This is a genomic window from Aeromonas sp. 130281 (genome assembly GCF_056642115.1).
The window spans coordinates 381,221-402,406 of the sequence record NZ_JBWVQS010000003.1 but is presented as its reverse complement, the minus strand read 5'-3'; the positions used below and the strand labels follow the sequence as shown (position 1 = coordinate 402,406).

24 protein-coding genes are annotated in these 21,186 nt (G+C 60.3%); 8 read left to right on the top strand and 16 right to left on the bottom strand.

From position 1 onward, the window contains the following. Positions 1 to 27 precede the first annotated feature (27 nt). Complete coding sequence (locus AC1IN8_RS11800) at positions 28 to 195, top strand: hypothetical protein (RefSeq protein WP_162472074.1); 168 nt, start codon at positions 28 to 30, stop codon at positions 193 to 195. A gap of 45 nt (positions 196 to 240) precedes the next feature. Here AC1IN8_RS11800 and AC1IN8_RS11795 read toward each other — a convergent pair whose 3' ends face one another. Continuing rightward, positions 241 to 1,239, bottom strand: coding sequence for a Preprotein translocase subunit SecY (locus AC1IN8_RS11795; RefSeq protein ID WP_479758919.1), 999 nt, complete (start codon positions 1,237 to 1,239; stop codon positions 241 to 243). 247 nt (positions 1,240 to 1,486) lie between these two features. Between AC1IN8_RS11795 and AC1IN8_RS11790 the strand changes: the two genes are divergently transcribed. The 3 genes from AC1IN8_RS11790 to AC1IN8_RS11780 all read left to right on the top strand — a co-directional run bounded on the left by AC1IN8_RS11790 (position 1,487) and on the right by AC1IN8_RS11780 (position 2,659). Next, on the top strand, positions 1,487 to 1,777 hold the full coding sequence (locus tag AC1IN8_RS11790; RefSeq protein ID WP_193558737.1) for a hypothetical protein: 291 nt from the start codon (positions 1,487 to 1,489) through the stop codon (positions 1,775 to 1,777). A gap of 25 nt (positions 1,778 to 1,802) precedes the next feature. Beyond that, positions 1,803 to 2,183: a hypothetical protein gene (locus tag AC1IN8_RS11785; RefSeq protein ID WP_479758918.1), complete on the top strand. Its 381-nt coding sequence runs from the start codon at positions 1,803 to 1,805 to the stop codon at positions 2,181 to 2,183. 278 nt (positions 2,184 to 2,461) lie between these two features. Further along, positions 2,462 to 2,659 (top strand): hypothetical protein, encoded by a 198-nt coding sequence (locus AC1IN8_RS11780; RefSeq protein WP_247627235.1) that lies wholly within the window; start codon positions 2,462 to 2,464, stop codon positions 2,657 to 2,659. A 17-nt stretch (positions 2,660 to 2,676) separates the two neighbouring features. On the opposite strand, the gene AC1IN8_RS11775 is transcribed toward AC1IN8_RS11780, so the two are convergent. From AC1IN8_RS11775 to rpsF, 4 genes are all read right to left on the bottom strand, one after another. Further along, entirely contained in the window at positions 2,677 to 3,420 is a 744-nt protein-coding gene (locus AC1IN8_RS11775; RefSeq protein WP_247627236.1) for a ferredoxin--NADP reductase, read from the bottom strand. Positions 3,421 to 3,532: 112 nt separating this feature from the next. Next, positions 3,533 to 3,979: a 50S ribosomal protein L9 gene (rplI, locus tag AC1IN8_RS11770; RefSeq protein ID WP_005331773.1), complete on the bottom strand. Its 447-nt coding sequence runs from the start codon at positions 3,977 to 3,979 to the stop codon at positions 3,533 to 3,535. Positions 3,980 to 4,028: 49 nt separating this feature from the next. After that, positions 4,029 to 4,259, bottom strand: coding sequence for a 30S ribosomal protein S18 (gene rpsR, locus AC1IN8_RS11765; RefSeq protein WP_005313392.1), 231 nt, complete (start codon positions 4,257 to 4,259; stop codon positions 4,029 to 4,031). A gap of 32 nt (positions 4,260 to 4,291) precedes the next feature. Further along, complete coding sequence (gene rpsF / locus AC1IN8_RS11760; RefSeq protein ID WP_005331771.1) at positions 4,292 to 4,678, bottom strand: 30S ribosomal protein S6; 387 nt, start codon at positions 4,676 to 4,678, stop codon at positions 4,292 to 4,294. Between the two features lie 236 nt (positions 4,679 to 4,914). Between rpsF and AC1IN8_RS11755 the strand changes: the two genes are divergently transcribed. Together AC1IN8_RS11755 and AC1IN8_RS11750 are read left to right on the top strand one after the other, a co-directional pair. Continuing rightward, positions 4,915 to 6,138: an Nramp family divalent metal transporter gene (locus AC1IN8_RS11755; protein WP_479758917.1), complete on the top strand. Its 1,224-nt coding sequence runs from the start codon at positions 4,915 to 4,917 to the stop codon at positions 6,136 to 6,138. A 113-nt stretch (positions 6,139 to 6,251) separates the two neighbouring features. Continuing rightward, positions 6,252 to 7,100: an alanyl-tRNA editing protein gene (locus AC1IN8_RS11750; RefSeq protein WP_479758916.1), complete on the top strand. Its 849-nt coding sequence runs from the start codon at positions 6,252 to 6,254 to the stop codon at positions 7,098 to 7,100. A 27-nt stretch (positions 7,101 to 7,127) separates the two neighbouring features. Here the strand turns inward: AC1IN8_RS11750 and AC1IN8_RS11745 are convergent, their stop codons facing one another. The 5 genes from AC1IN8_RS11745 to rnr all read right to left on the bottom strand — a co-directional run bounded on the left by AC1IN8_RS11745 (position 7,128) and on the right by rnr (position 12,287). Then, the gene (locus AC1IN8_RS11745) at positions 7,128 to 7,964 is read right to left on the bottom strand and encodes an EamA family transporter (RefSeq protein WP_247627239.1); all 837 of its coding nucleotides are present in this window, start codon (positions 7,962 to 7,964) and stop codon (positions 7,128 to 7,130) included. Between the two features lie 97 nt (positions 7,965 to 8,061). Then, positions 8,062 to 8,514 carry a GNAT family N-acetyltransferase gene (locus AC1IN8_RS11740; RefSeq protein ID WP_319912180.1) on the bottom strand — a complete coding sequence of 151 codons (453 nt, stop codon included), beginning with the start codon at positions 8,512 to 8,514 and terminating at the stop codon, positions 8,062 to 8,064. Between the two features lie 56 nt (positions 8,515 to 8,570). Further along, positions 8,571 to 9,137: a Crp/Fnr family transcriptional regulator gene (locus AC1IN8_RS11735; RefSeq protein WP_479758933.1), complete on the bottom strand. Its 567-nt coding sequence runs from the start codon at positions 9,135 to 9,137 to the stop codon at positions 8,571 to 8,573. A gap of 10 nt (positions 9,138 to 9,147) precedes the next feature. After that, positions 9,148 to 9,897 (bottom strand): 23S rRNA (guanosine(2251)-2'-O)-methyltransferase RlmB, encoded by a 750-nt coding sequence (gene rlmB / locus AC1IN8_RS11730; protein WP_429110110.1) that lies wholly within the window; start codon positions 9,895 to 9,897, stop codon positions 9,148 to 9,150. Next, positions 9,894 to 12,287, bottom strand: coding sequence for a ribonuclease R (gene rnr, locus AC1IN8_RS11725; protein WP_139436795.1), 2,394 nt, complete (start codon positions 12,285 to 12,287; stop codon positions 9,894 to 9,896). The genes rlmB and rnr overlap by 4 nt, the downstream gene beginning before the upstream one ends. A gap of 133 nt (positions 12,288 to 12,420) precedes the next feature. On the opposite strand from rnr, the gene AC1IN8_RS11720 reads away from it, so the two are divergent. Beyond that, positions 12,421 to 13,443 carry a GGDEF domain-containing protein gene (locus AC1IN8_RS11720; RefSeq protein WP_162519217.1) on the top strand — a complete coding sequence of 341 codons (1,023 nt, stop codon included), beginning with the start codon at positions 12,421 to 12,423 and terminating at the stop codon, positions 13,441 to 13,443. A gap of 62 nt (positions 13,444 to 13,505) precedes the next feature. On the opposite strand, the gene luxS is transcribed toward AC1IN8_RS11720, so the two are convergent. The 4 genes from luxS to AC1IN8_RS11700 form a co-directional block, all read right to left on the bottom strand. Beyond that, a complete protein-coding gene (gene luxS / locus AC1IN8_RS11715) occupies positions 13,506 to 14,015 on the bottom strand; it encodes an S-ribosylhomocysteine lyase (RefSeq protein ID WP_017782209.1) in 510 nt (169 codons plus the stop codon). A 17-nt stretch (positions 14,016 to 14,032) separates the two neighbouring features. Further along, on the bottom strand, positions 14,033 to 14,626 hold the full coding sequence (locus tag AC1IN8_RS11710) for a transglycosylase SLT domain-containing protein (RefSeq protein ID WP_275066077.1): 594 nt from the start codon (positions 14,624 to 14,626) through the stop codon (positions 14,033 to 14,035). Positions 14,627 to 14,687: 61 nt separating this feature from the next. Next, positions 14,688 to 15,026, bottom strand: coding sequence for a nitrogen regulatory protein P-II (gene glnB, locus AC1IN8_RS11705; RefSeq protein WP_025325723.1), 339 nt, complete (start codon positions 15,024 to 15,026; stop codon positions 14,688 to 14,690). A 9-nt stretch (positions 15,027 to 15,035) separates the two neighbouring features. Then, entirely contained in the window at positions 15,036 to 16,658 is a 1,623-nt protein-coding gene (locus AC1IN8_RS11700; RefSeq protein WP_479758915.1) for an NAD+ synthase, read from the bottom strand. Between the two features lie 138 nt (positions 16,659 to 16,796). Between AC1IN8_RS11700 and AC1IN8_RS11695 the strand changes: the two genes are divergently transcribed. After that, positions 16,797 to 17,306: a GspH/FimT family pseudopilin gene (locus tag AC1IN8_RS11695; RefSeq protein WP_247627244.1), complete on the top strand. Its 510-nt coding sequence runs from the start codon at positions 16,797 to 16,799 to the stop codon at positions 17,304 to 17,306. 13 nt (positions 17,307 to 17,319) lie between these two features. On the opposite strand, the gene AC1IN8_RS11690 is transcribed toward AC1IN8_RS11695, so the two are convergent. Both AC1IN8_RS11690 and AC1IN8_RS11685 read right to left on the bottom strand, forming a co-directional pair. Then, positions 17,320 to 17,604, bottom strand: coding sequence for a TapY2 family type IVa secretion system protein (locus tag AC1IN8_RS11690; RefSeq protein WP_265435301.1), 285 nt, complete (start codon positions 17,602 to 17,604; stop codon positions 17,320 to 17,322). After that, positions 17,601 to 21,179: a pilus assembly protein gene (locus tag AC1IN8_RS11685; RefSeq protein WP_479758914.1), complete on the bottom strand. Its 3,579-nt coding sequence runs from the start codon at positions 21,177 to 21,179 to the stop codon at positions 17,601 to 17,603. Before AC1IN8_RS11685 ends, AC1IN8_RS11690 begins: the two co-directional genes overlap by 4 nt. Positions 21,180 to 21,186: the final 7 nt, after the last annotated feature.

Here is a 21,186-nt window from a genome sequence, read left to right as displayed (position 1 = left end):
GATCAACAGAATAACAGCGAGGACACCATGGCTCGAATGTTTCTTATTCCTCTGTTGCTGGCCCTGGGGTGGTGGGCATTTCTGCTCTACTTCCGCATTCCGCTCAAGCAGGGTGCCAAGGGGTTTTACTGGATCATCGGCATAGGTGGGGGACTGGCCGCCTTCTTCAGCCTGATGATGGTGCTCACCCACTGACGCCCCCTGCGGCAACAAAAAGGCCACCCTGAGGTGGCCCGGATCTCAACCCACCTGCGCACTGAGGTGGTAGTGGCGGTTGCTGCCCTGCCCCAGCACGCCCTCGGCCATCAGATGCTGGAACACCCTGTCCACCTCTTCCAGCGAGAGGGAGAGAGCCTCTGCCACCTTGCGCTTGCTGCACTTGAGCTCGCCGCTCTCCAGCGCGCTGCGCACCTGGGCCACCACGGCAGGTGCGGGCTCGGGTCTGCTCACCACCATGGGCGCGGCGACAGCTGACTCGCTCGCGCGAGCCTCGGCCCGCTCTCGCGCCCGCAACCACTGCCACTGGCGGCGGAAGCGGTTCTCCTCGCCGATCAGGCTGACGAAAAAGGCACCGAACGCATCCAGCAACACGGAGAGGAAGCAGACCAGCAGGAACTGCACCTGGCTGATGCTCATGCCCACCCCGTCCGCCAGGCTGCTCATCAGCCCCAGCATGGAGGACTGCTCATTGACAGGCTTGGCGTCACGCTCCTGGCGCAACTCATCCTGCTTCAGCCTGAGCCGGGTGTTGGCCTGCTGCAGCCCGCTCACGCCGCTGGAGATCCGCGCCATCTCTATGTACTTGCGCGCCGCCTCCTCGTTGAGCTGGATCTGCCGCTCTATGCTGGCGATCTGCTCGTCGAAACGGGCGATCTCCCGCTCGTGGCGCGCCTGCTGGCTCAGGATGGTATTGGTGGCGCTGTTGATGCCGCCTATGCTGCCACCTATGGAGATGGCGGCCAGCACGCTGTAAAACAGCAGCGACCAGAAGGCTCCGCCGAGATCCCGCCTCGCCTTGCACTCGCCGTATTCATACCAGACATAGAACTTGCCCAGCTCGAAGATGATGGCCAGGCCGCCAAACAGCCACTTCATCAGCGGGTTGTCGTCGATGGAGAGAAACAGCAGCAGGGAGAAGACGATGGAGGCCAGAATGGCCAACCCGGTAAAACTGTATACCGTGGTCAGTGCGAACCAGCCCTTGGGATAGCGCAATGCGGCAGGAGCCTGTGTGGTCATGATGAAGAGGGAGTGCCGTGCAGGAAAAGTTGGCTGCCGATTATAGTCACCGGGCGGTCGGAGAGAAGGGCAAATACCTGAATTCCTTCATATGGATAACCAGCTGTCCATAGTGCGACCAAAACGGACAAATCGGCAGCAGAAAACCGCTACAATCGACCTCAGACTTGCAGGGCATGTTTTCGTTGTGCCCGGGTTCAGCCCGGCGCGCTACACTGACTCCCTATTGCCATTATCCGAGGCCATCATGAACAGAACGACTACGCTGCTGCTCTCCCTACTTCTGGTTGCCGGCACCTCCACCTCATCGGCCCAGGCTCAGGAGCAGGGGGATCAAACTTTCTCCGTTGACGCGCTCACCTTCAAACTGGACTGGAATGACACGCAATTTGACTGGTCGCAGACCGGCTGTCTCGATCTGGGGGTCGGTGAGGAGACCTCGCCCGATTGCAAGGGCACGAAGCTCAACCTGGATGATGAGACGCCTCGCAACCAGCCCCCCAGCAGCAACCAGGTCCCGACCAGCCAGGAAGAGTGACCCGTCACCCAGGAGTATCTCTGATATGACCCGCTTCAAGCGCAGTGCCATCATGCACAGGTGCGCCCTGTTGTGCGCCCTGCTGATGGCTCAGGGTGTCGCCTTTGCGGCCCCTCCCTCCAAGAGCAACGACGACGTCAGGATCTCCACCGATCGGGGCCAGGTCAGCCTGGACTGGGACGACAAGGAGTACGGCTGGTGGCAGGACAACTGCCTGGATGTCAGTACCCGCAGCAGCCGCATCAAGCTCAACTGCGACGACATGGATGGCAAGTATCGCGACCACTACAACCGCAGCATCCACAGCGGCAACAACCCGGGCAAGGGCCACGACAAGAGCGGCTGGGACGGCAACGATAACGGGAAGCACAAAGAAAAAGGCAACGGGAAAGGCAACAAAAAGTGATGGTTCGGGGGCTCCGGCCCCTGAATGCGGTCGCAGCTGCAGGCAGTGGCCGCCATATTCTACGCTCGGCTCACGAGTACCGGCGACTGCCATCCTGCCAGCCAAGGCTCAATGGAACACCTTGATACCCTTGGCAAAAAAGCATGAACCAGGCCATTTCACAAACGTTAGCAGCTCATTTCTCACCAGATCCACGCAATGATGCCAAGGTGCCGTTCCGCCCCGGTTAAGGCTGGCGACGATAGACTGCCTCTCCTCCAGCCGTCATCGAGGCCATCATGCGCAACACCGTCTCCCATCTGCTTGCCCGGCTATTGAACAGCGGCGCAGCATTTGAAGCCCCTCTTGCCCGACGCGGCGCCGCCCAGGATCCCGGTGCCCATCAGGAAGCACAGGGCATCAGACGGTCGCCACCGGGCGACAGCGCCTTCGCCGAGGGCTCCGGCAAGCACGACGGTGACAAGATAGGTCGCTGACCGTCCCCTGCTGGCGTCTACCAGTAGTTTTCCATGCTGATGTTGCCGGGGGCCCGGCGCAGGTTCTTGGCAAGACCGAGATCCAGCAGGGTTAGCTGCGTCTCCTTCACCATGGCGGGATTGCCGCAGATCATGACCTGGCTGTGCTCGGCCGAGAAGGGGAGCCCGACCCTGGCCTGCAGCTCGCCGCTGGCGATGGCCGCCGGGATCCGGCCTGGCAGCGCACCGGGCCAGGGCTCGCGGCTGACGAAGGGCACGTAGTGAAAACGGGGCCCATACTGCTCGACCAGGCTGGTGATCAGGCCCTGATAGGTGAGCTCCTCCCCCTTGCGCACCCCGTGCACCAGCACCAGATTCTCGAAACGCTCGAAGGCCTCCCCCTCCGCCAGCATGGCGAGGAAGGGGCCTATGGCCGTGCCGGTGGAGAGCAGCCAGAGATCCCGTCCCGGCGGGAGTTCGTCCAGGGTCAGGAACCCCGTGGCCTGAGACTGAACCAGCAAGGTATCCCCCGGTTGCAAGGCACCAAGAGAGGGAGTCAGTTCGCCATCCGGGATCTCCACCAGATAGAATTCGTGATAGGGGGCAGAGGGGGGATTGACGAAGGAGTAGGCGCGCTGGATCCGCTGCTCGCCCCGTTGCAGGGCCAGCTTGGTAAATTGCCCCGCCTTGTAGGGGGCGAGCTCCGCCGCTATGCGCAGGGAAAACAGGGTGGGCGTCCACTCGATGCGCTCGAGTACCCGACCTTCGACCCAGGCTGCCATACAGGTTCTCCTACAGAGGAACAGAACCTCACTTTACCCCTGGATCCCCTTTGATTCAAAAAGAAAAAAACCCGCGCATGTGCGCGGGTTTTTTCTGCAAAGCGAATCGCTATTACAGAGCAACAACCTGGATCTGTACGGTTGCCTTGACGTCAGCGTGCAGCTGAACAACAACTTCGTACTCGCCGGTGTTACGCAGAACGTTGCCCATACGGACTTCGCTCTTGGCAACGGCGACGCCGGCAGCAGTGATGGCTTCAGCCACGTCACGGGTACCGATGGAACCGAACAGCTTGCCTTCGTCGCCAGACTTGGAAGCGATGACAACGGCAGCCAGTTCACCCAGCTTGGCAGCGCGCTCTTCAGCGGCAGCTTTACCGGCAGCCAGCTTGGCTTCCAGTTCAGCACGGCGAGCATCGAAGGTCTCGATGTTGGCCTTGGTAGCCATAACGGCTTTGCCTTGCGGGATCAGATAGTTACGGGCGTAGCCAGCTTTAACAGCGACTTGATCACCCAGACCGCCCAGTTTGGCGATTTTGTCGAGCAGGATAACTTGCATTACCTTTCCTCTATAAAAGTTGAGTTAGGCTTAAGTGCCGGACCGATTCTTACTTGTTGTGCAGATCGGTGTACGGCAGCAGAGCCAGGTAACGAGCACGCTTGATGGCGCGTGCCAGCTGACGCTGATACTTGGCGCGGGTACCGGTGATACGGCTCGGTACGATCTTGCCAGATTCAGTGACGTAGTTTTTCAGAGTAACGATATCTTTGTAGTCGATCTCGGTAACGTTCTCGGCGGTGAAGCGGCAGAACTTACGACGACGGAAATAACGTGCCATGGCCTTTATCCTCTAATGCGGTGATCTAAGAATTACTCTTCGGAAGACGCTTCAACAGCATCTTCGCGGCGCTCGTCGTCACGACGGGTGAAGCGCTCTTCCTTGGCCTTGGCCATCGGAGAAACTTCAGTCACGGCGTGCTTGGTGCGCATGATCATGTTGCGGATAACGGCATCGTTGAAGCGGAAGTTGGTTTCCAGTTCGTCGATAACGGCCTGCTCAGCTTCTACGTTCATCAGAACATAGTGAGCCTTGTGCAGCTTGTCGATCGGGTAAGCCAGCTGACGACGGCCCCAATCTTCCAGGCGATGAATGGTGCCACCAGCGGTGGTGATAGCGCCGGTGTAACGCTCGATCATGCCAGGTACTTGCTCGCTCTGGTCCGGATGAACCATGAAGACGATTTCGTAATGACGCATTTTAGCTCCTTACGGATTAATTCAGCCTCCGCCCAGGTGCAGCCAGACCTCGGAGGCAAGGAACATAGTGGTGTTTAGACGCTGCTTTCTAGGGCGGCGTATTGTACGAAATCGCCTCTCCCACTGCAACTGGCGTCGGCAGATGTTTTTGTCGATGAACCTGATGCAAAACTTCAATTGATAACAATTATCATTTAGATCTATTCTATCTCCATGCTCTTATGGAGGGTGACACCATGCAACCCGCATTGACCACGGCCATCCCGGCCCGCAAATTCAAGCTGAGCCTGCTTGGCCCCGCCTTCATCGCCGCCATCGGCTACATAGATCCGGGCAACTTCGCCACCAACATCCAGGCCGGTTCCACCTTTGGTTATCAACTGCTGTGGGTGGTGGTCTGGGCCAACCTGATGGCCATGGTGGTGCAGACCCTCTCCGCCAAGCTCGGCATAGTCACCGGCAAGAATCTGGCGGAGCACATTCGCGATCGCCTGCCGAAACCGGCAGTCTGGGCCTACTGGGTGCAGGCGGAGATCATCGCCATGGCTACGGATCTCGCCGAGTTCATCGGTGCGGCCGTGGGCTTCAAGCTGCTGTTCGGGGTGACCCTGCTGGAAGGGGCCTGCATCACGGCCGTGGTCACCTGGGGCATTCTCATGCTGCAATCCCGCGGCCAGAAGCCGCTGGAGTTCGTGGTGGGCGGTCTGCTGCTGTTCGTGGCCGCCGCCTACATAGTCGAGCTGGTATTCTCCCGTCCCCATCTGCCCAGCCTGCTGGAAGGCGCCCTCTTTCCCGGCCTGCCCAACGGCGATGCCGTCTATCTCGCCGCCGGCGTGCTGGGGGCGACAGTCATGCCCCACGTCATCTACCTCCACTCGGCGCTGACCCAGCACACCCAGGATCAGGGAACCCTTTCCCAGCGGCTGCACAGCACCCGGGTCGATGTGGCCATCGCCATGACCATAGCCGGCTTCGTCAACCTGGCCATGATGGCCATGGCCGCCGCGGCCTTCCACGACGCTGGTCACCAGCAGGTGGCGGAGCTTGAAACGGCCTACCAGACGCTCACCCCCTTGCTGGGTCAGGCTGCCGCCACCCTGTTCGGACTGTCTCTGGTCGCGTCCGGCATCTCCTCCACCGTGGTCGGAACCCTGGCAGGCCAGGTGGTGATGCAGGGCTTCGTGCGCTTCACCATACCGCTCTGGCTGCGCCGGGCCATCACCATGGCCCCCGCCTTCGTGGTGATCGCCATGGGACTCAACACCACGGAGATCCTGGTGCTGAGCCAGGTCATTCTGAGTTTTGGCATAGCCCTCGCACTCATTCCGCTGCTGATCCTGACCGGCGATCGCGCCCTGATGGGGGAGCATCGCAACCATCCGCTGACCCAGGCAGTCGGTCGCCTCATCGTCGCGCTGGTGATCGGCCTCAACGCCTATCTGCTGGTCACCATGATCTAGTGCTCACTCCGCCATCTTCGGGCCGGCTCGTTAACAGAGGTTAATGAGCCGGCCCCCGCTTTGGCGTATGCTGCCGCTTTCTCTTCTCCATTTCGCGTTGCGGAAGCCTTGCCATGGAACATACCCGAGTCAGCTTCGTGCTGGGCCATCATCAGGAACAGGCCAGCGTCGTCTATTGCGAGCAGGGGCAACCCAGCCTGCTGGTCACCGACCTCACCCCCTTCCACCCCCAGAGCCACCTCTGGCCCGATCAACCGGGGGATGTGGGCACTGTGCGCTGGGATGGCGGCGAGGCGGCCGTGGGCCCCTGCCGGATGGGGGCCATCAGCCCGGAAGGCAGGCTGTTCGTGGGTCAGGATATTCCGGTCAAGCGGGGCGCCGAGGGCTGGACCTTCGTGGTGGTGCATCCCCTCGCCGGCTCCCATCAGCATGCCATCGGCACCCAGGTGGAACTGATTGTGGACGCCGAGGCCCGCCACGCCCTGAGTCTGGGCCACAGCGGCTGCCATCTGGTGGCGCTGGCCCTCAACCGGGCACTCGTCCCTTACTGGCGCAAGGAGGTGAGCGAGCGCGATGCACTGGATCAGCCCGACTTCGACCGCCTCGCCATCCAGAGCTCGCGGGTCGAGCCCCTGGGCTCCCGGGAGCACTACCGCATCGGCAAGAGCCTGCGCAAGAAGGGGGTCAACGGCGAGGCGCTGCTGGCGGATCTGACGCTGATAGAAGAAACGGTCAACCGGCAACTCGCCGGCTGGCTGGCTGCGGGGGGCGAGATCCGCCGCTCGCGCGCAGGCGAGGCCATCATCGACTCCCGCTACTGGCACTGCACGCTTGAGGGAAAAGAGCTGACCATCCCCTGCGGCGGCACCCATGCCGGCACTCTGGCGGAGCTGGGTCAGGTCAGGGTGCGGCTCTCCCCTGCAGAGGAGGGGTTCAGCCTGCTCTCCGAAGTCACCCCCTGAGTCGACGACAGATCCGGCTTCTCCCCATCAGCCAAGCCGGATCAACAATATGCCGCAGAGGATCACCAGGGCCGCCATCAGCCTGACCCGCCCCAGCCGCTCCCCCAGCCAGAGCCAGGAGAGCAGCACGGCAAACAGCACGCTGCTCTCGCGCAGCGCCGCCACCAGCCCGATGGGAGCCAGGGTCATGGCCCAGATGACGATCCCATAGGCAAGCAGCGAGAGGGCGCCGCCCAGGGCGCCCGAATACCACTCGGCCCGGGTCAGGCTGCGCAAGGCGGTGCGGCTCTGCCATCTCATCAGCAGCGGCATCATCAGGGCCGTCAGGGTAAAGAGCCAGAGGGTATAGCGTATCGGCTCCCCCGCCGAGCGGGCCCCGACCCCGTCAGACAGGGTATAGGCGGCGGTAAACAGCGCCGTGATCAGCACGGCGCACAGGGCCGCAGGCGCCAGCCGGATGCCGCCGCGCCAGGCCATCAGCAAGACTCCGCCCACCAGCACCATGGCCCCCGCCACAGCCACGACACCGGGCACCTCCCCCAGCAGCAGGGCGCCGAGCAGCAGAGTCACCAGGGGCGCGCTGCCACGGGCCAGCGGATAGATCTGGCCAAACTCCCCCAAACGGTAGGCCCGGCCGAGAAAGAGGCAATATCCGCAGTGCAACAGGATGGAGAGTGCCAACCAGGGATACTCGACCGGGGCAGGCCACCCCACCAGCGGCAGGAAAGGCAGGGAGAAGAGGCCGGAGCAGAGGGAGACCAGCAACACGCTGACACGCCCCTCGGCCTGGCGCTTGGCCAGCGCATTCCACAGGGCGTGCAGCAAGGCGGCCAGCAAGATGGCCGCGAAGATGGGGAGGGTCACGACGGGGTTCCAATCAACAAGGGGACGAAATCATACCCGTTTGCGTCGCAGCAATGTGGGAGCCAGCTCATGAAGGCTCCCTGGACTTGCCATCGACTCAGGGGGCTTTGCGCATCCCCATGTGAGGGATGTCGTCTTCGATATAACCCTCCCCTTCCGGCGTGAAGCCGTGCTGGCCGTAGAAGCCCTGCAGGTGAGCCTGGGCACCGAGCCAGATGCTGTGCGCCGGCCAGCGGGCCGTGCAGGCGGTCACCGCCTCATCGAGCAAGCTGTGGCCCAGACCGCCCCCTCTCGACTGGGGAGAGGTGACCACCCGGCCTATGGCGGCGCCACTGTCGTCGCCGATGCCGGGGGCCATGATGCGGGCATAGGCGGCCAGATGATCGCCTTCATAACCGAGCAGGTGCAGCACACCGTCCCGGCGATCCACCCCATCCAGATCCTGGAAGGGGCAGCTCTGCTCCACCACGAACACCTCGGCCCGCAGTGCCAGCAACTCGTACAATTCGTCCGTGGTCAGTGCAGACCAGGGTTTCAGGATCCAGTTCATCGGCAACTCCTTATCAATTCGGCCTGCCAGCATAGGCGAGCGCAGCCAGGGCGGCATTAACCTTTGTTAAGACTTTTAAGCCGTTTGCGAATGCGGCTCAGGCTGATGGGGCTGATGCCGAGATAGGCGGCGATCTGGTGATCCGGCACCCTGGCATCCAGCGCGGGGAAGCACTCCAGGAAGTGCTGGTAGCGGGCCTGGGGGCTCTCGGTCAAGAGCAGCAGCTCTTTTTCTTCCTTGATGCGCAGTTGCACTTCCAGCAGGTGCTGATACCAGGCGGACCAGCAGGAGAGCTGGCGCAGGTCGGCCAGCTGGAACAGTTGCAACCGGCAGGGCTCCAGCGCCTCCACGCTGTAGCGGGCGGGTTCGCCACTGAGCAGATGATGGAAGTCGAGGAACTCGTCCCCCTCCCAGTAGAACTCCTTGATGTACTCCCGCCCATCCGCCAGCACCACCCTGGCACGCAGCAACCCCTGCTCCACCCTGATCAGCAGATCCGGACTGTCACCGGCGTGCCAGAGGCAAGATTTAGGGGCCAGGGTCAGCGGCCGGGCAAAAGAGAGGAGGCGCCTGGCCTCCTGCTCATCTGTGACCCTGTCCCGGAAAAAGGGAGGTCTGTCCATCATCACGGTGTCAGCTGCGGCGCTGACGCACGGCTTCGAACAGGCAGACGCCGCTCGCCACCGAGACGTTGAGGCTGGATACCGCCCCCGCCATCGGTATGCTCACCAGCTCGTCGCAATGTTCGCGGGTCAGGCGACGCATCCCCTTGCCCTCGGCGCCCATCACCAGCGCCATGGGGCCGGTCAGCTTGGCCTGATAGAGGTCGTGGTCCGCCTCGCCGGCGGTGCCGACTATCCAGACGCCGCGCTCCTGCAGCTCGCGCAGGGTGCGCGCCAGGTTGGTGACCTGAATGAGCGGCACCACTTCGGCGGCGCCACAGGCGACCTTGCGCACTATGGAGGTCAGGCCGGTGGCCTTGTCCCGCGGCACTATCACCGCATGGACCCCGGCCGCATCGGCGCTGCGCAGGCAGGCACCGAGGTTGTGCGGATCGGTTACCCCGTCCAGCACCAGCAGGAAGGGGGCAGTCTCTTGCACCGCCAGGCCGTCCAGCAGGCTGGCCAGGTCGTGCTCGGCCAGCCTGGGCGCCTCTATCACCTTGGCCATGATGCCCTGGTGATTGTTGCCCTCCGCCTTGTCATCGAGCGTCTTGCGGTTCACGCTCTGCACCTTGATGCCGAGGGATTCCAGTTCGGTCAGCAAGGGTTGCAGCCGGTCGTCATCGCGGCCCTTGAGGGCCCATACCTCGATGAAACGCTCCGGGGTGCGCTCAAGCAGCGCGGATACAGCGTGAATGCCGTAGATCAGTTCTGTACTCATTTAGTGCTCTTGGCCTTGTCGCGAGCGTTTTTGCTCGGTCGTCTGTTGCTGGGCTTGGCGCGGCCACCCTTGTCGGATTTGCCGTGATCCTTGCCCTCTTTGCGTTTTTCGTGGCGCTGGGCGCTCTTGGCCTTCTCTTTCTTGATCTCGGCCTGCTTGCGCGCCATCTCCTTGGCGTTCTTGCCGGTGGCCTGGAGCGGCTCTTCCACCATCACGAAGTCGATCTTGCGATCGTCCAGGTTCACCCCCATCACCTTGACCCGCACCTTGTCACCCAGACGGTAGCGACGGCGGAAGTTCTCGCCGATCAGCTGCATGTGCAGGGGATCAAACTGGTAGTAGTCGTTGGTGAGGGTGCTGACGTGCACCAGACCGTCGATGTGGATATCCGCCAGGCGCACGAAGAAGCCAAAACCGGTGACGCTGGCGATGACGCCGTCGAAGTCATCACCCACGTGATCCAGCATGTACTCGCACTTGAGCCAGTCGGCCACGTCGCGGGTCGCATCGTCGGCACGGCGCTCTGTCATGGAGCAGTGCTCGCCCATGGGATCCACTTCTTCCAGCTGGTAGTGGTAACCACCGCTCGGCGTCCACTTGTGGCGCAGGTTGCCCTGCTGCTCCTTGGCCGTCTGGTACTTGATGGCACGGTGCAGGATCAGGTCGGGATAGCGACGGATCGGCGAGGTGAAGTGGGCGTAGGACTTCAGCGCCAGACCGAAGTGACCTATGTTGTCGGCCTGATAGATGGCCTGACGCATGGAGCGCAGCAGCATGGTGGAGAGCAGCTCTGCATCCGGGCGCCCTTCAAACTTGGCGGCCAGCTCGGCGAAGTCCTTCGGCTCGGGCTCGAGGCCCCCCTTGAGCTCCAGGCCCAGTTCGGCCAGGAAGTCGCGGAACCCGGTCAGACGCTCTTCGCCCGGACGGTCGTGCACCCGGAACAGGGCTGAGGCTTCGTTCTTCTCGATGTAGCGGGCGGCCGCCACGTTCGCCTGGATCATGCACTCTTCGATGATCTTGTGGGCGTCGTTGCGCACCAGCGGCACTATCTGGTCGATCTTGCGCTGGGCGTTGAAGATGAAGCGGGTCTCCTCGCTCTCGAACTCCACCGCGCCACGCTGGTGACGGGCGTGCTTGAGCGCCTTGTAGAGGTTGTTGAGCTCCTCGATGTGACCCACCAGCGGCTCGTACTGCTGACGCAGCTTGGGCTCGCCATCCAGGATCGCCGCCACCTTGCTGTAGGTCATGCGGGCGTGGGAGTTCATCACCGCTTCGTAGAACTTGTAACCTGACATGCGGCCGGCGGCGGAGATGGTCATCTCGCACACCATGCAGAGGCGGTCAACCTGCGGGTTCAGGGAGCACAAACCGTTGGAGAGCACCTCCGGCAGCATGGGCACCACAAACTCGGGGAAGTAGACGGAGTTGCCGCGCTGATAGGCTTCGGCATCCAGCGCCGTCCCCGGCTTCACATAGGCGGAGACGTCCGCGATGGCCACCCACAGGCGCCAGCCGCCGCCGCGTTTGGCTTCGCAGAAGACGGCGTCATCGAAGTCGCGGGCATCTTCCCCGTCTATGGTGACCAGCGGCAGGGCGCGCAGATCGATGCGACCCTCTTTGGCCTTCTCCGGCACCTGCTCGCCCAGACCGGCGACCTCCTTGGTCACCTCTTCCGGCCAGGTATGGGGGATGCCGTGGGTACGCAGGGCAATTTCAATCTCCATGCCCGGCGCCATGTTCTCGCCCAGCACCTCCAGCACGGTACCGACCGCATTGATACGGGCGGTGGCGCGCTGGGTGATGCGAACGACCACCACCTGGCTCTGGCGGGCCCCCTTGTTCTCACCGTCCGGGATGATGATGTCCTGGCCGATGCGGCTGTCATCCGGCACCACGAAGCCAACGCCGTTCTCGACGAAGTAGCGGCCGACGATGTCCGCCTCGCGGGCCTTGAGCAGGCGCACCAGACGCGCTTCCTGACGACCCTTGCGGTCAATCTCGGTCGGCTGCACCAGCACGTAGTCACCGTGCATCAGCCGCTGCATCTCGCGGTTGTTCAGGAAGAGATCCGATCCACCACCCTCGGGGCGCAGAAAACCGAATCCATCTTTGTGGCCGAGCACATAGCCTTTCACCAGATTCAGGCGATCCGGCAGGGCGTAACATTGGTTCCTGGTGAACACGAGCTGTCCATCACGCTCCATGGCGCGCAGACGGCGGCGCAAGGCTTCCAGCGGCTCTTCGTCGGTCAGCTTGAGGACCTTGGCCAACTCTTCCCGGGACATGGGTTTTTCATGGCCCTTGATGAGTTCCAGCAGCATCTCGCGGCTGGCGATGGGGTTATCGTATTTTTCGGCCTCGCGTTGGAGGAAAGGATCTTTTTGAGACATAAGCAGGCCTTAGGGTAGGTAGTAACGCAGACATTATATCGAAGGGGGGAGCTAATGGCATCCATCGACTGCCTTTTGCCCAATCTCTCTGTCATACTGGGCACAGTTTGCAGGTATGTGAGACTCGGAACTCATGAGCAAGGACTCGTTCGCCCAATCGGCCGCCTATTTGAAGCAGGCGGTCCCCCTGATGATCAAGTATCAAATCCCCACCACCCCGAACAATTACCATCTTTGGTACAACTATGTCTCCGGCGCCATGCCCGAGCTGAACCATGCCGTCGATCACGCCATAAAACTGCAGGGCACCTTTTCCCTCACCACCTGCGAGCGTCTCTATCACCAGCATCTGGCCAGCCAGGACGAACAGCAGATGGAGACGATGAAGCTTAATCTGGTCGCCATGGCCAACGAGCTCGGCCACTCCATGCAGGATGCGCTGGTCGACACCGGCCAGTTCCAGGCGATGCTCGACAAGAGCTTCGACAAGTTGAGCCTCATCGATGACGAGGGGCTGAGCCTGGATGACACCATGGCTATCTTGCGGGAGCTGGTGCGCGAGTCCCGGGATGTACGCATGTCCACCCTGCACTTTCGCAACCAGCTCAGCAGCGCCGAGAAGGAGATCAAGGAGCTCAAGGCGGCGCTGAACGAGACGCGCAAGATGGCGACCGAGGACGCTCTCACCGCCCTGCTCAACCGTCGCGCCTTCGATCTGGAGCTGGACAGCCTGATCCGCAACAAGCAACCCTTCTCGTTGATCATGACCGACATCGATCGTTTCAAGAACTTCAACGACGAATATGGCCACCTGCTGGGGGATCAGGTGCTGCGCATCGTCGGCAAGCGGCTGCGGGAAGTCAGCAAGGAAGGGATCACCGCCTATCGGCTCGGGGGGGAGGAGTTTGCCCTGCTGGTGCCGGGCCGGGCTCTGGCGCTAACCCGCCAGATGGCGGAGAGCCTGCGCCGGGTCATAGAGCGGATGTCGCTGCTGGATCGCAAATCGGGCCGACGCATCGATCACATCACCGCCTCCTTCGGTGTGGGGGAATACAATGGCCAGGAGACGGCGGACGCCCTGATAGAGCGCACCGACAAGCTGCTCTACAAGGCCAAGGAGCTGGGTCGCAACCGGGTGATGCCGCTCCCCTCCTGAGCCCGTCAGACACAAAAAAAGGCCGGTCACTGACCGGCCTTCTTCATTTTTCCGCTGTTGGCTCAGAGGCTTTTCAACTTCTCTTCCGGCAGCGCCAGCTCATCGTTGTGGTTGACGCCGATGCCGCGCTCCAGCACGTGGCGAGCGATGGCATGGGCCTCTTCCAGGGAGTGCATGCTGTAGGTACCGCACTGGTATTCGTTCAGCTCGGGGATCTTGCCCTGTTCCTGCACGGTCAGCACATCGCTCATGGCCGCCTGCCAGGCCGCGCCCACGCGGGCCTCGTCCGGGGCGCCGATCAGGCTCATGTAGAAGCCGGTACGGCAGCCCATGGGGGAGATGTCGATGATTTCGACCCCATTGCCGTTCAGGTGATCACGCATGAAACCGGCAAAGAGGTGCTCCAGCGTGTGGATGCCGCGCTCGGAGAGGATCTCCTGGTTCGGCACGCAGAAGCGCAGATCGAACACGGTAATGGTGTCCTTGTTCGGGGTCTGCATGGTCTTCGCCACCCGGACTGCCGGGGCTGCCATGCGGGTATGGTCGACGGTAAAACTGTCCAATAACGGCATTTCTGACTCCTGATTGGTTACGAGAACCAGCCCCCGCTGGGGAGCCGATCCTTGCATTGTCGATACTGGGCGCCGTAGCGTTGGGCACGGGCCTCCACCTTGCGGGAGACCTTCATCAGCCACCCCTTGCTGCGGTAGCTGCCACGCCGGTAGCCACCCCAGCCTTCGTGATAGTTGAGATACTGACCATAGGCATCCCACTTGGAGGTGCCATTGAGCCGCTGCGCCTTGTTAGTGTACCAGCCCATGAAATCGATGGCGTCGGCGAAGTCGTCGCGATCGCTCCAGCCGTTGCCGGTTTCACGCTGGTAATCGTCCCAGGTCTCATCCTTGACCTGGGCGTAGCCATAGGCAGAGCTGGCGCGCCCGGTCGGGATGAAGAGGAAGTATTGCATCGGCGGCTGGGCATCGTGCACGAAGGAGGACTCCTGATACATCATGGCCATCACCACATGCACCGGGGTCCCCCACTTCTCGTTCATCTCGAGTGCCGCCTTGTGCCACTCCGGCTTTTCCCGAAAGATCTGGCACAGGTTTTCCGGCTGGGCCGGTGGCCGGCTACTGCAAGCAGTCAGCGCCATCAGCAGGCCTGCCGCCACCACGAGACGCATCCCTGACATCAAGGGGGCGGCATCTTCGTACGCTTGGTCGTGTCGAGGCACATCCATCACATCAAATCGCGTCTTCGTTCTCTTCGCCGGTACGGATGCGGATCACGCGCTCCACCTCGCAGACGAAGATCTTGCCGTCACCTATCTTGCCGGTGCGGGCGGTGTTCTGGATCGCTTCCAGACAGGCGTCCAGCTCTTCGTCCTGCACCACCAGCTCTACTTTCACCTTGGGCAGGAAGTCGACCATGTACTCGGCACCGCGGTAGAGCTCGGTGTGGCCCTTCTGGCGTCCGAAGCCTTTGACTTCGGATACAGTCATGCCGTTGATGCCGATCTCGGCCAGGGCTTCGCGCACATCGTCCAGCTTGAACGGTTTGATGATGGCTTCAATCTTCTTCATGGTGACTCCTTACCAGTTCTGTTTGCCGAACCCGGACGTGATGGGGTAGCGGCGATCCTTACCAAAGTTTCGAGCCGTGATGCGGGGCCCGACGGCAGCCTGACGGCGCTTGTACTCGTTGAGATCCACCAGACGGATCACCTTGCGCACCACGGCTTCTTCGAAGCCCTCCGCCACCATGTCGGCGACCGAGGCGTCTTCTTCCACATAGCGTTTGAGGATGGCGTCCAGGATGTCGTAGGGAGGCAGGCTGTCCTGATCCACCTGATCCGGTGCCAGCTCTGCCGAAGGGGGACGATCAATGACCCGCTGCGGGATCACGTAGTCGACCGAGTTGCGATATTCGCACAGCTTGAAGACCAGGGTCTTGGGCACATCTTTCAGCACGTCGAAACCGCCCGCCATGTCACCGTACAGAGTGGCATAGCCGACCGCCATCTCGCTCTTGTTGCCGGTGGTCAATACGATACGGCGACGCTTGTTGGAGAGCGCCATCAAGAGCACGCCACGGCAGCGAGCCTGCAGGTTCTCTTCGGTGGTATCCCGGGTTGTCCCCTCAAACAGCGGCGCCAGCTGGGTCATGAAGCCTTCAAACATGGGCTCGATGGAGATGATGTTGAACTCGACCCCCATCCGCTCGGCCTGCTCCTTGGCATCTTCCACACTCATCTGGGCGGTGTAGCGGAACGGCATCATCACCGCCTGCACCTTGTCCGCACCTATGGCATCGGCCGCGATGGCGAGCGTCAGGGCGGAGTCGATGCCGCCGGAGAGGCCCAGCACGGCTCCCTGGAAGCCGTTCTTGGTGACATAGTCATGCACCGCCAGCACCAGCGCCTGATAGGTCTCGGCCAGGGGCTCCAGCGACGCAGACGGTTCCCGCTCTTTCAACGGCTGGCCGTCGACAAAGCGCACCAGCGCCAGCTCTTCGGCAAACGGAGCGAGCTTGTGGGTCAGCTCGCTCTGGCCGTTGAACACCTTGGAGCAACCATCGAAGATCAGTTCGTCCTGACCACAGACCTGATTGAGGTAAACCAGCGGCAAGCCGGTCTGCTCGCAACGCTCGGCCATCAGCTCGCGGCGGATCCAGGGTTTCTCCTGATCGTATGGAGAGGCATTGATGGTGAGCAGCAGCTCGGCACCGGCCGCCTTGGCCGCGAGTGCCGGGCCCGGTTGCCACAGATCTTCGCAGATGAGCAAGCCCAGCTGGTGACCACGGAACGACACCACGCAGGTATCGCTCGCCGCGGTGAAGTAACGCTTCTCGTCGAACACCCCGTAGTTAGGCAGATCCTGCTTGAAGTAACGGGCGATGAGCTTGCCCTGCTCATAGAGAGAGGCTGCATTGTAGAGCGCTTCTCCTTCGCGCCAGGGGTGTCCCACCAGAATGGCGCAACGGCCCTGCCAGGCCGCGACACGCGCCAGGGCCGCCTCCACCCGTATCATCAGATCGCTGCGCAGCAGCAGATCTTCAGGCGGATAACCGGTCAGCGCCAGCTCGGAGCAGACCAGCAGATCGGCGCCTTGCTGGTCGGCCTCTGCGGCGGCAGCCAGCACCTTGTCACAGTTATCTTCGATGGCGCCTACCGTCAGATTTAACTGGGCAAGCATCAGAGAGAGGGCTTTTGCCATGGCGATGCATCTTGAATTCGAAAATGATGGGGAATGATAAAGAAAAGGGGCTGGCTGTGCCAGCTCAACACTTGGCCTTTGCACTGGTGTTCTGGCTGTCTGGAGATAAGATGTAACTAATCGAGGGAGATATTTGCCATGATCAAGGATGTGAAAGGATTCACTCTGCTGGAACTGATGATAGCCGTCAGTCTCGGGGTCATCTTGCTCGGGATTGGCGCTCCGGCCATGTCGAGCCTGCTCAGTGAGAACAGCTTGCGATTTGAATCACGCACTCTCCTGAAATACCTGCGCTTTGCCCGCAGCCAAGCCATCGACAACCAGCAATCAGTCACCGCCTGCCTGGCCAATGCCAGCGACAACTGCGTCACTGCCAACCCGACCCAGTTGCTGGTCTTCGTCGATAATGATGCTCCGGCAGACAACATTCTGAACAATAGTGATCAATTTCTGGCTAGAACCGCTGCATTTGCCGGAACACTGACAATTTCCAATAACCGGATTTCCACCACCTTCAGCCCGGATGGCACCAGCCTCGGCAGCAATGCCACTATCAGCCTCTGCAGCTCAGGCAATGCCCAAGTCAACTTGGTCATTGCCCAATCGGGGCGCTCCAGTCAATCAACCCAGGCCAACGTCTGCCCCTGAAAACCCCGGCTCACTAGCGTAACTGGCTGACGTCCTGCTGCTGCCCCTCTTTTGACTGAAACTTCTCCCCCAGCTGGCGGCACTCCAACAGTGTCTTCACCGGCTGCACCGCCCCGTCGACCTCATATCCTCTCAGCTTGAATTTCTCGTGCACGGCCTGGGGAGAACTGTCCGTAACAGAACCATGCAACACGACTCGCTGCCCATTCGCCAGCTCGGCGTAACACTTCATGTCCTCCGCCAGCGCCGCCCCCGATAACAACAGGCTCAGGCCCAACACCGTACTCAGTGGTTTCATTGCGCCTCTCCTTCATACAGGTAAATTTTCTTGGGCGACATGTCCATTTCCGCCTCTTCCGCGCCCTGGTTGCACTCCCCGGCACCAGTACAGCGCTCAGGCTCACCATCCCCCTCATCCTTGAGAATCACCTCCTCCCCAACACCACCTCCGATGATACGGACCTTGGCATCATCCCCGGCATGCACCACCAGATCATCCGCCACCTTGTTTTGCACTTCCACGTAGCGTTCCGGCGTTTCATTGCCGTCGAGATCGACCACATAACGGAAGGAGCTGCCATAGTGCATGTCCACCATATACTGACGCGCCGCACCGATGGACTGGATGGTGCACTGCTGGAAGGACTGCACCTGAGGCAGGAAGGAGGTGAAGTAAAGCTTGCCCTGCAGCACCACGCCCGCCCCCATGGACTTCTCGCCGGGTTCGTTCAACCAGTTGACCCACCCCTTGGCGGTGGTGATCCCCGCTTTGGTCGCCAATATCCCATCTGGACTTGTCTGGGCAGACAAAGGATCAGAGGTCACATCATAAAGATCGGAGATCAAGATGGGGTTTCTCGCCTGCGCAGTAGCTGAACGGGGCATGACGTCATAGTCACGCAACATGAAATAACCATTGCGTACAGTCGCTTCCGAGGAAGGGCGATTGCGATCACCACTGCCGATCAGCACAGCATCAAAGGGGCGATCCTGATAGGAATAGACCGTATTTCCCCCCACCACCGTACTCGTCACTTCCTTGTTGATGGTGCGTACCACTATGGGTTGCGTAAAGAAGCGGCGATCAGCGGCCTGAGTGCTGTCGGATCCCAGACTGGCAAATTTGAATACCCGCCAATCTGATTTGGTGGCATTAGGGAGATCCATGCGCCAGATATTGCCTCCGGTATCCCCCGCATAGATGCGGTCAACCTTGTTATCCCCATCACTGTCCAGGGTGGCCACTGAGCCAGGCATACTGTCGGCCATCCCTGTTACCTGGAGATTGGTGGTTGAGGTGGCTGCCGGGGTCGCACTGAACAGCAGCGCCCCTGTCTCGGCGTTGACGATATAGATCCCCCTCCCCATGCTGTCATTCGCGCCCAGCCCCTGGGCACTCTTGTTCACGTCATAACCGCCAGTAAAGATCAGGACTGGCGTGGTGACACCAGGCACAAAAGCGACCTCAGGCACCGACCAGGTCAGCCCCAGCTCGCCGAAGCCCGTCGTCTGGGAGTTCAGGTGCCATTTCAGCGTCGGCGTATTGGGGCTGGAGATATCGAAGGCGTAATAGGCTTTGCCACCGCTCCTCAATCCGGTGAACACCCAAACGAAGTCATTCTCGGAAGATTTCAACACCCCATTGCGATTGGCATCTTTGACAAGGGCGACAGGAGAGGAGTCGACACCATAAATATGGTCCGCAGATTCGGCGTTGATACGCAATGCCCTCTGATTGGGTAAAAACTCATAGGGAATGGCGGCCCAACTCTCGTCTATGGTGCTGCCCATATCCTTGAACATATGAAGGAAGCCCGCATTGGTACCAAACAAGATCCGCAAATCAGGCGCATCGGCCGGGTTGCCGGATTGAGGGCCATAGTTCAACACCAGGGGTCGGGAGTGCAGAGGGTCTCCCATGATGTGGCTACGGATCAGGGTCGACGTATCAAAATCTTCGTCGTCGACATCCAGCCCCTTGGTCCAGTTGATCAGTGCATCCAAATCTGTCGTGCTGCTGGCCTGCATCCAGGTCGTGAGCGCCGCCTCACTGCCCGCCTGCGTCACCAGATTTGCCTTGGTGAGCGCATCGAGCCGATTCTGGGCATTATTGATCACATAGAGGCTACGATTGCTTTTTGCCGCCAGCATCTCTTGGGCCCCCCCTTCAGCCACCTTGTTGCCATCACGGCCGGATGACCAGAAGGTCTGGGCGCTGTCGATGATGGTGCCATCAAACTTGATAGCGGGCAGGCCTCGGCTGTCAGCAACATAGCCGTCCGGGGAAAATACCAGTTTTTTCAGATTGCCCCGCCACCTAGGACCATCATCCGGTTCAAACATGGCGTAATAGATGTTATTGAGGCTACGGGTTCGGTCAAAGTTGTTGCTGGCAATCGCAGGGGACACCAGTGAAGTATTGATACGCAGGATCGCCAGCAAAGAGGCCTTTAGCGCGTCGGTCAAGGCTGAGGCATCGGTCGCTGGGTAGTACTCACCACCTCCCCGTCTGGCCGTCTCCGCCAGCAGATTACCCGCCCCCGAGATGGCTTCATCACCGAATCCGACGGTAAAGGTGGTCACAGTCTGGGTCCCTGGTGAAACAGCATTGACATCCTTGTGCTTCATATAACCGGCCAAGGCAGCCAGATAGCTGTTTTCTCTGTTTCTTCCAGAACCATAAGAAACCACAGTCCCATAGGCCGCTTTTTCATCGCTGGACAATGTAGTTATCAGTCCCTGGACAAGGGTATTCGCATCACCGTCCTGGGTCGGCTCGCCATCGGTGATATAGATGACATAACCGTTATTTGAGCAGTTATCATAGGGGGCTTGATAGGTGCCTGTCGGGCTTTCGGCGGTAGTATCTCTCGGGCTACCTTGCAGTCCATACACAACGCTCTTGCCCCCAAAGAATTGATATGCCTCACTCAACGTCTCGCATAGCGGTGTATTGGTACTGGCGGTCAAACCTTCAACCCGGTCCAGCAGGTCCTGCTCCCCCGTCTTGCCATTTGCCAGGGTAATCTCACTGCCTAATATATCCCTGACAATGCGTCCACCATTATTATCACTATCATCATTTCTATTAAAGATAGCCAGACCAAAGTCCACCCCTGGCGTGGATGAAATCAAGCCTTTCACTGCATCTTTGGCAATACGGAGTCGAGATTCCACTGAGTATCCGGTTGGGCCATGATACCAGCGGATATAATTGGCAGAATAAATGGTCACAGCGGTATTGCTGGCATTGACGGCATTATTTTTATTGGTCGTGTAAAACCACTCACCACTTCTGCTACTGTCCTTGTCTACTGGATAACCAGCCCCAACCGTCCAGCTACCGCTATAGGGATTAGCCGGGTTGCTTGCCGTAATATCCTGCTTGCAATCTACCAGATTGATATCGTCCTCTTGATCACCACTGAGCGAATTCCATTCACCTCGCCCACGTCCTGGTGGGTTACCACTCGTAACCTCATAACTCCACATTTGCGACTGAAAATAACCAATATTCGACAATGGCGTTTTTGAAGTCGCACAGGCATTCAGCTTGTCGGAGAATCGCCTACTGGTGGTGATCGCAGGAACACTCCCATCCGTTGAAAAATAGATATATTTTTTGCTATTACTGGAATCTGGGTCATTACTCAGAGCGGGATATACCGTAGCCGGATTATAGGCCTCTTTGATCTGCTCCATGGTGTCTCTCATGCTGCCCGAGTTATCGAATATCAGCAGCACCTTGGGGCGAAAGTCCCCCGCCTTGTTGAAGTCATAAATAAACAGCTCGGTGTCATCGGCTCTCGTCGATGTAATGCCCAAAACAAGGCTACACCAGCATAAAATCACTCCAAGTCGTCGTAACCACATATCCTTC

Excerpts from the sequence above, each read along its gene's own strand:
- AC1IN8_RS11800 (WP_162472074.1), top strand. The coding sequence starts at position 28 with ATGGCTCGAATGTTTCTTATTCCTCTGTTGCTGGCCCTGGGGTGGTGG.
- AC1IN8_RS11795 (WP_479758919.1), bottom strand. The coding sequence starts at position 1,239 with ATGACCACACAGGCTCCTGCCGCATTGCGCTATCCCAAGGGCTGGTTC.
- AC1IN8_RS11790 (WP_193558737.1), top strand. The coding sequence starts at position 1,487 with ATGAACAGAACGACTACGCTGCTGCTCTCCCTACTTCTGGTTGCCGGC.
- AC1IN8_RS11785 (WP_479758918.1), top strand. The coding sequence starts at position 1,803 with ATGACCCGCTTCAAGCGCAGTGCCATCATGCACAGGTGCGCCCTGTTG.
- AC1IN8_RS11780 (WP_247627235.1), top strand. The coding sequence starts at position 2,462 with ATGCGCAACACCGTCTCCCATCTGCTTGCCCGGCTATTGAACAGCGGC.
- AC1IN8_RS11775 (WP_247627236.1), bottom strand. The coding sequence starts at position 3,420 with ATGGCAGCCTGGGTCGAAGGTCGGGTACTCGAGCGCATCGAGTGGACG.
- rplI (WP_005331773.1), bottom strand. The coding sequence starts at position 3,979 with ATGCAAGTTATCCTGCTCGACAAAATCGCCAAACTGGGCGGTCTGGGT.
- rpsR (WP_005313392.1), bottom strand. The coding sequence starts at position 4,259 with ATGGCACGTTATTTCCGTCGTCGTAAGTTCTGCCGCTTCACCGCCGAG.
- rpsF (WP_005331771.1), bottom strand. The coding sequence starts at position 4,678 with ATGCGTCATTACGAAATCGTCTTCATGGTTCATCCGGACCAGAGCGAG.
- AC1IN8_RS11755 (WP_479758917.1), top strand. The coding sequence starts at position 4,915 with ATGCAACCCGCATTGACCACGGCCATCCCGGCCCGCAAATTCAAGCTG.
- AC1IN8_RS11750 (WP_479758916.1), top strand. The coding sequence starts at position 6,252 with ATGGAACATACCCGAGTCAGCTTCGTGCTGGGCCATCATCAGGAACAG.
- AC1IN8_RS11740 (WP_319912180.1), bottom strand. The coding sequence starts at position 8,514 with ATGAACTGGATCCTGAAACCCTGGTCTGCACTGACCACGGACGAATTG.
- AC1IN8_RS11735 (WP_479758933.1), bottom strand. The coding sequence starts at position 9,137 with ATGGACAGACCTCCCTTTTTCCGGGACAGGGTCACAGATGAGCAGGAG.
- rlmB (WP_429110110.1), bottom strand. The coding sequence starts at position 9,897 with ATGAGTACAGAACTGATCTACGGCATTCACGCTGTATCCGCGCTGCTT.
- rnr (WP_139436795.1), bottom strand. The coding sequence starts at position 12,287 with ATGTCTCAAAAAGATCCTTTCCTCCAACGCGAGGCCGAAAAATACGAT.
- AC1IN8_RS11720 (WP_162519217.1), top strand. The coding sequence starts at position 12,421 with ATGAGCAAGGACTCGTTCGCCCAATCGGCCGCCTATTTGAAGCAGGCG.
- luxS (WP_017782209.1), bottom strand. The coding sequence starts at position 14,015 with ATGCCGTTATTGGACAGTTTTACCGTCGACCATACCCGCATGGCAGCC.
- AC1IN8_RS11710 (WP_275066077.1), bottom strand. The coding sequence starts at position 14,626 with ATGCGTCTCGTGGTGGCGGCAGGCCTGCTGATGGCGCTGACTGCTTGC.
- glnB (WP_025325723.1), bottom strand. The coding sequence starts at position 15,026 with ATGAAGAAGATTGAAGCCATCATCAAACCGTTCAAGCTGGACGATGTG.
- AC1IN8_RS11700 (WP_479758915.1), bottom strand. The coding sequence starts at position 16,658 with ATGGCAAAAGCCCTCTCTCTGATGCTTGCCCAGTTAAATCTGACGGTA.
- AC1IN8_RS11695 (WP_247627244.1), top strand. The coding sequence starts at position 16,797 with ATGATCAAGGATGTGAAAGGATTCACTCTGCTGGAACTGATGATAGCC.
- AC1IN8_RS11690 (WP_265435301.1), bottom strand. The coding sequence starts at position 17,604 with ATGAAACCACTGAGTACGGTGTTGGGCCTGAGCCTGTTGTTATCGGGG.
- AC1IN8_RS11685 (WP_479758914.1), bottom strand. The coding sequence starts at position 21,179 with ATGTGGTTACGACGACTTGGAGTGATTTTATGCTGGTGTAGCCTTGTT.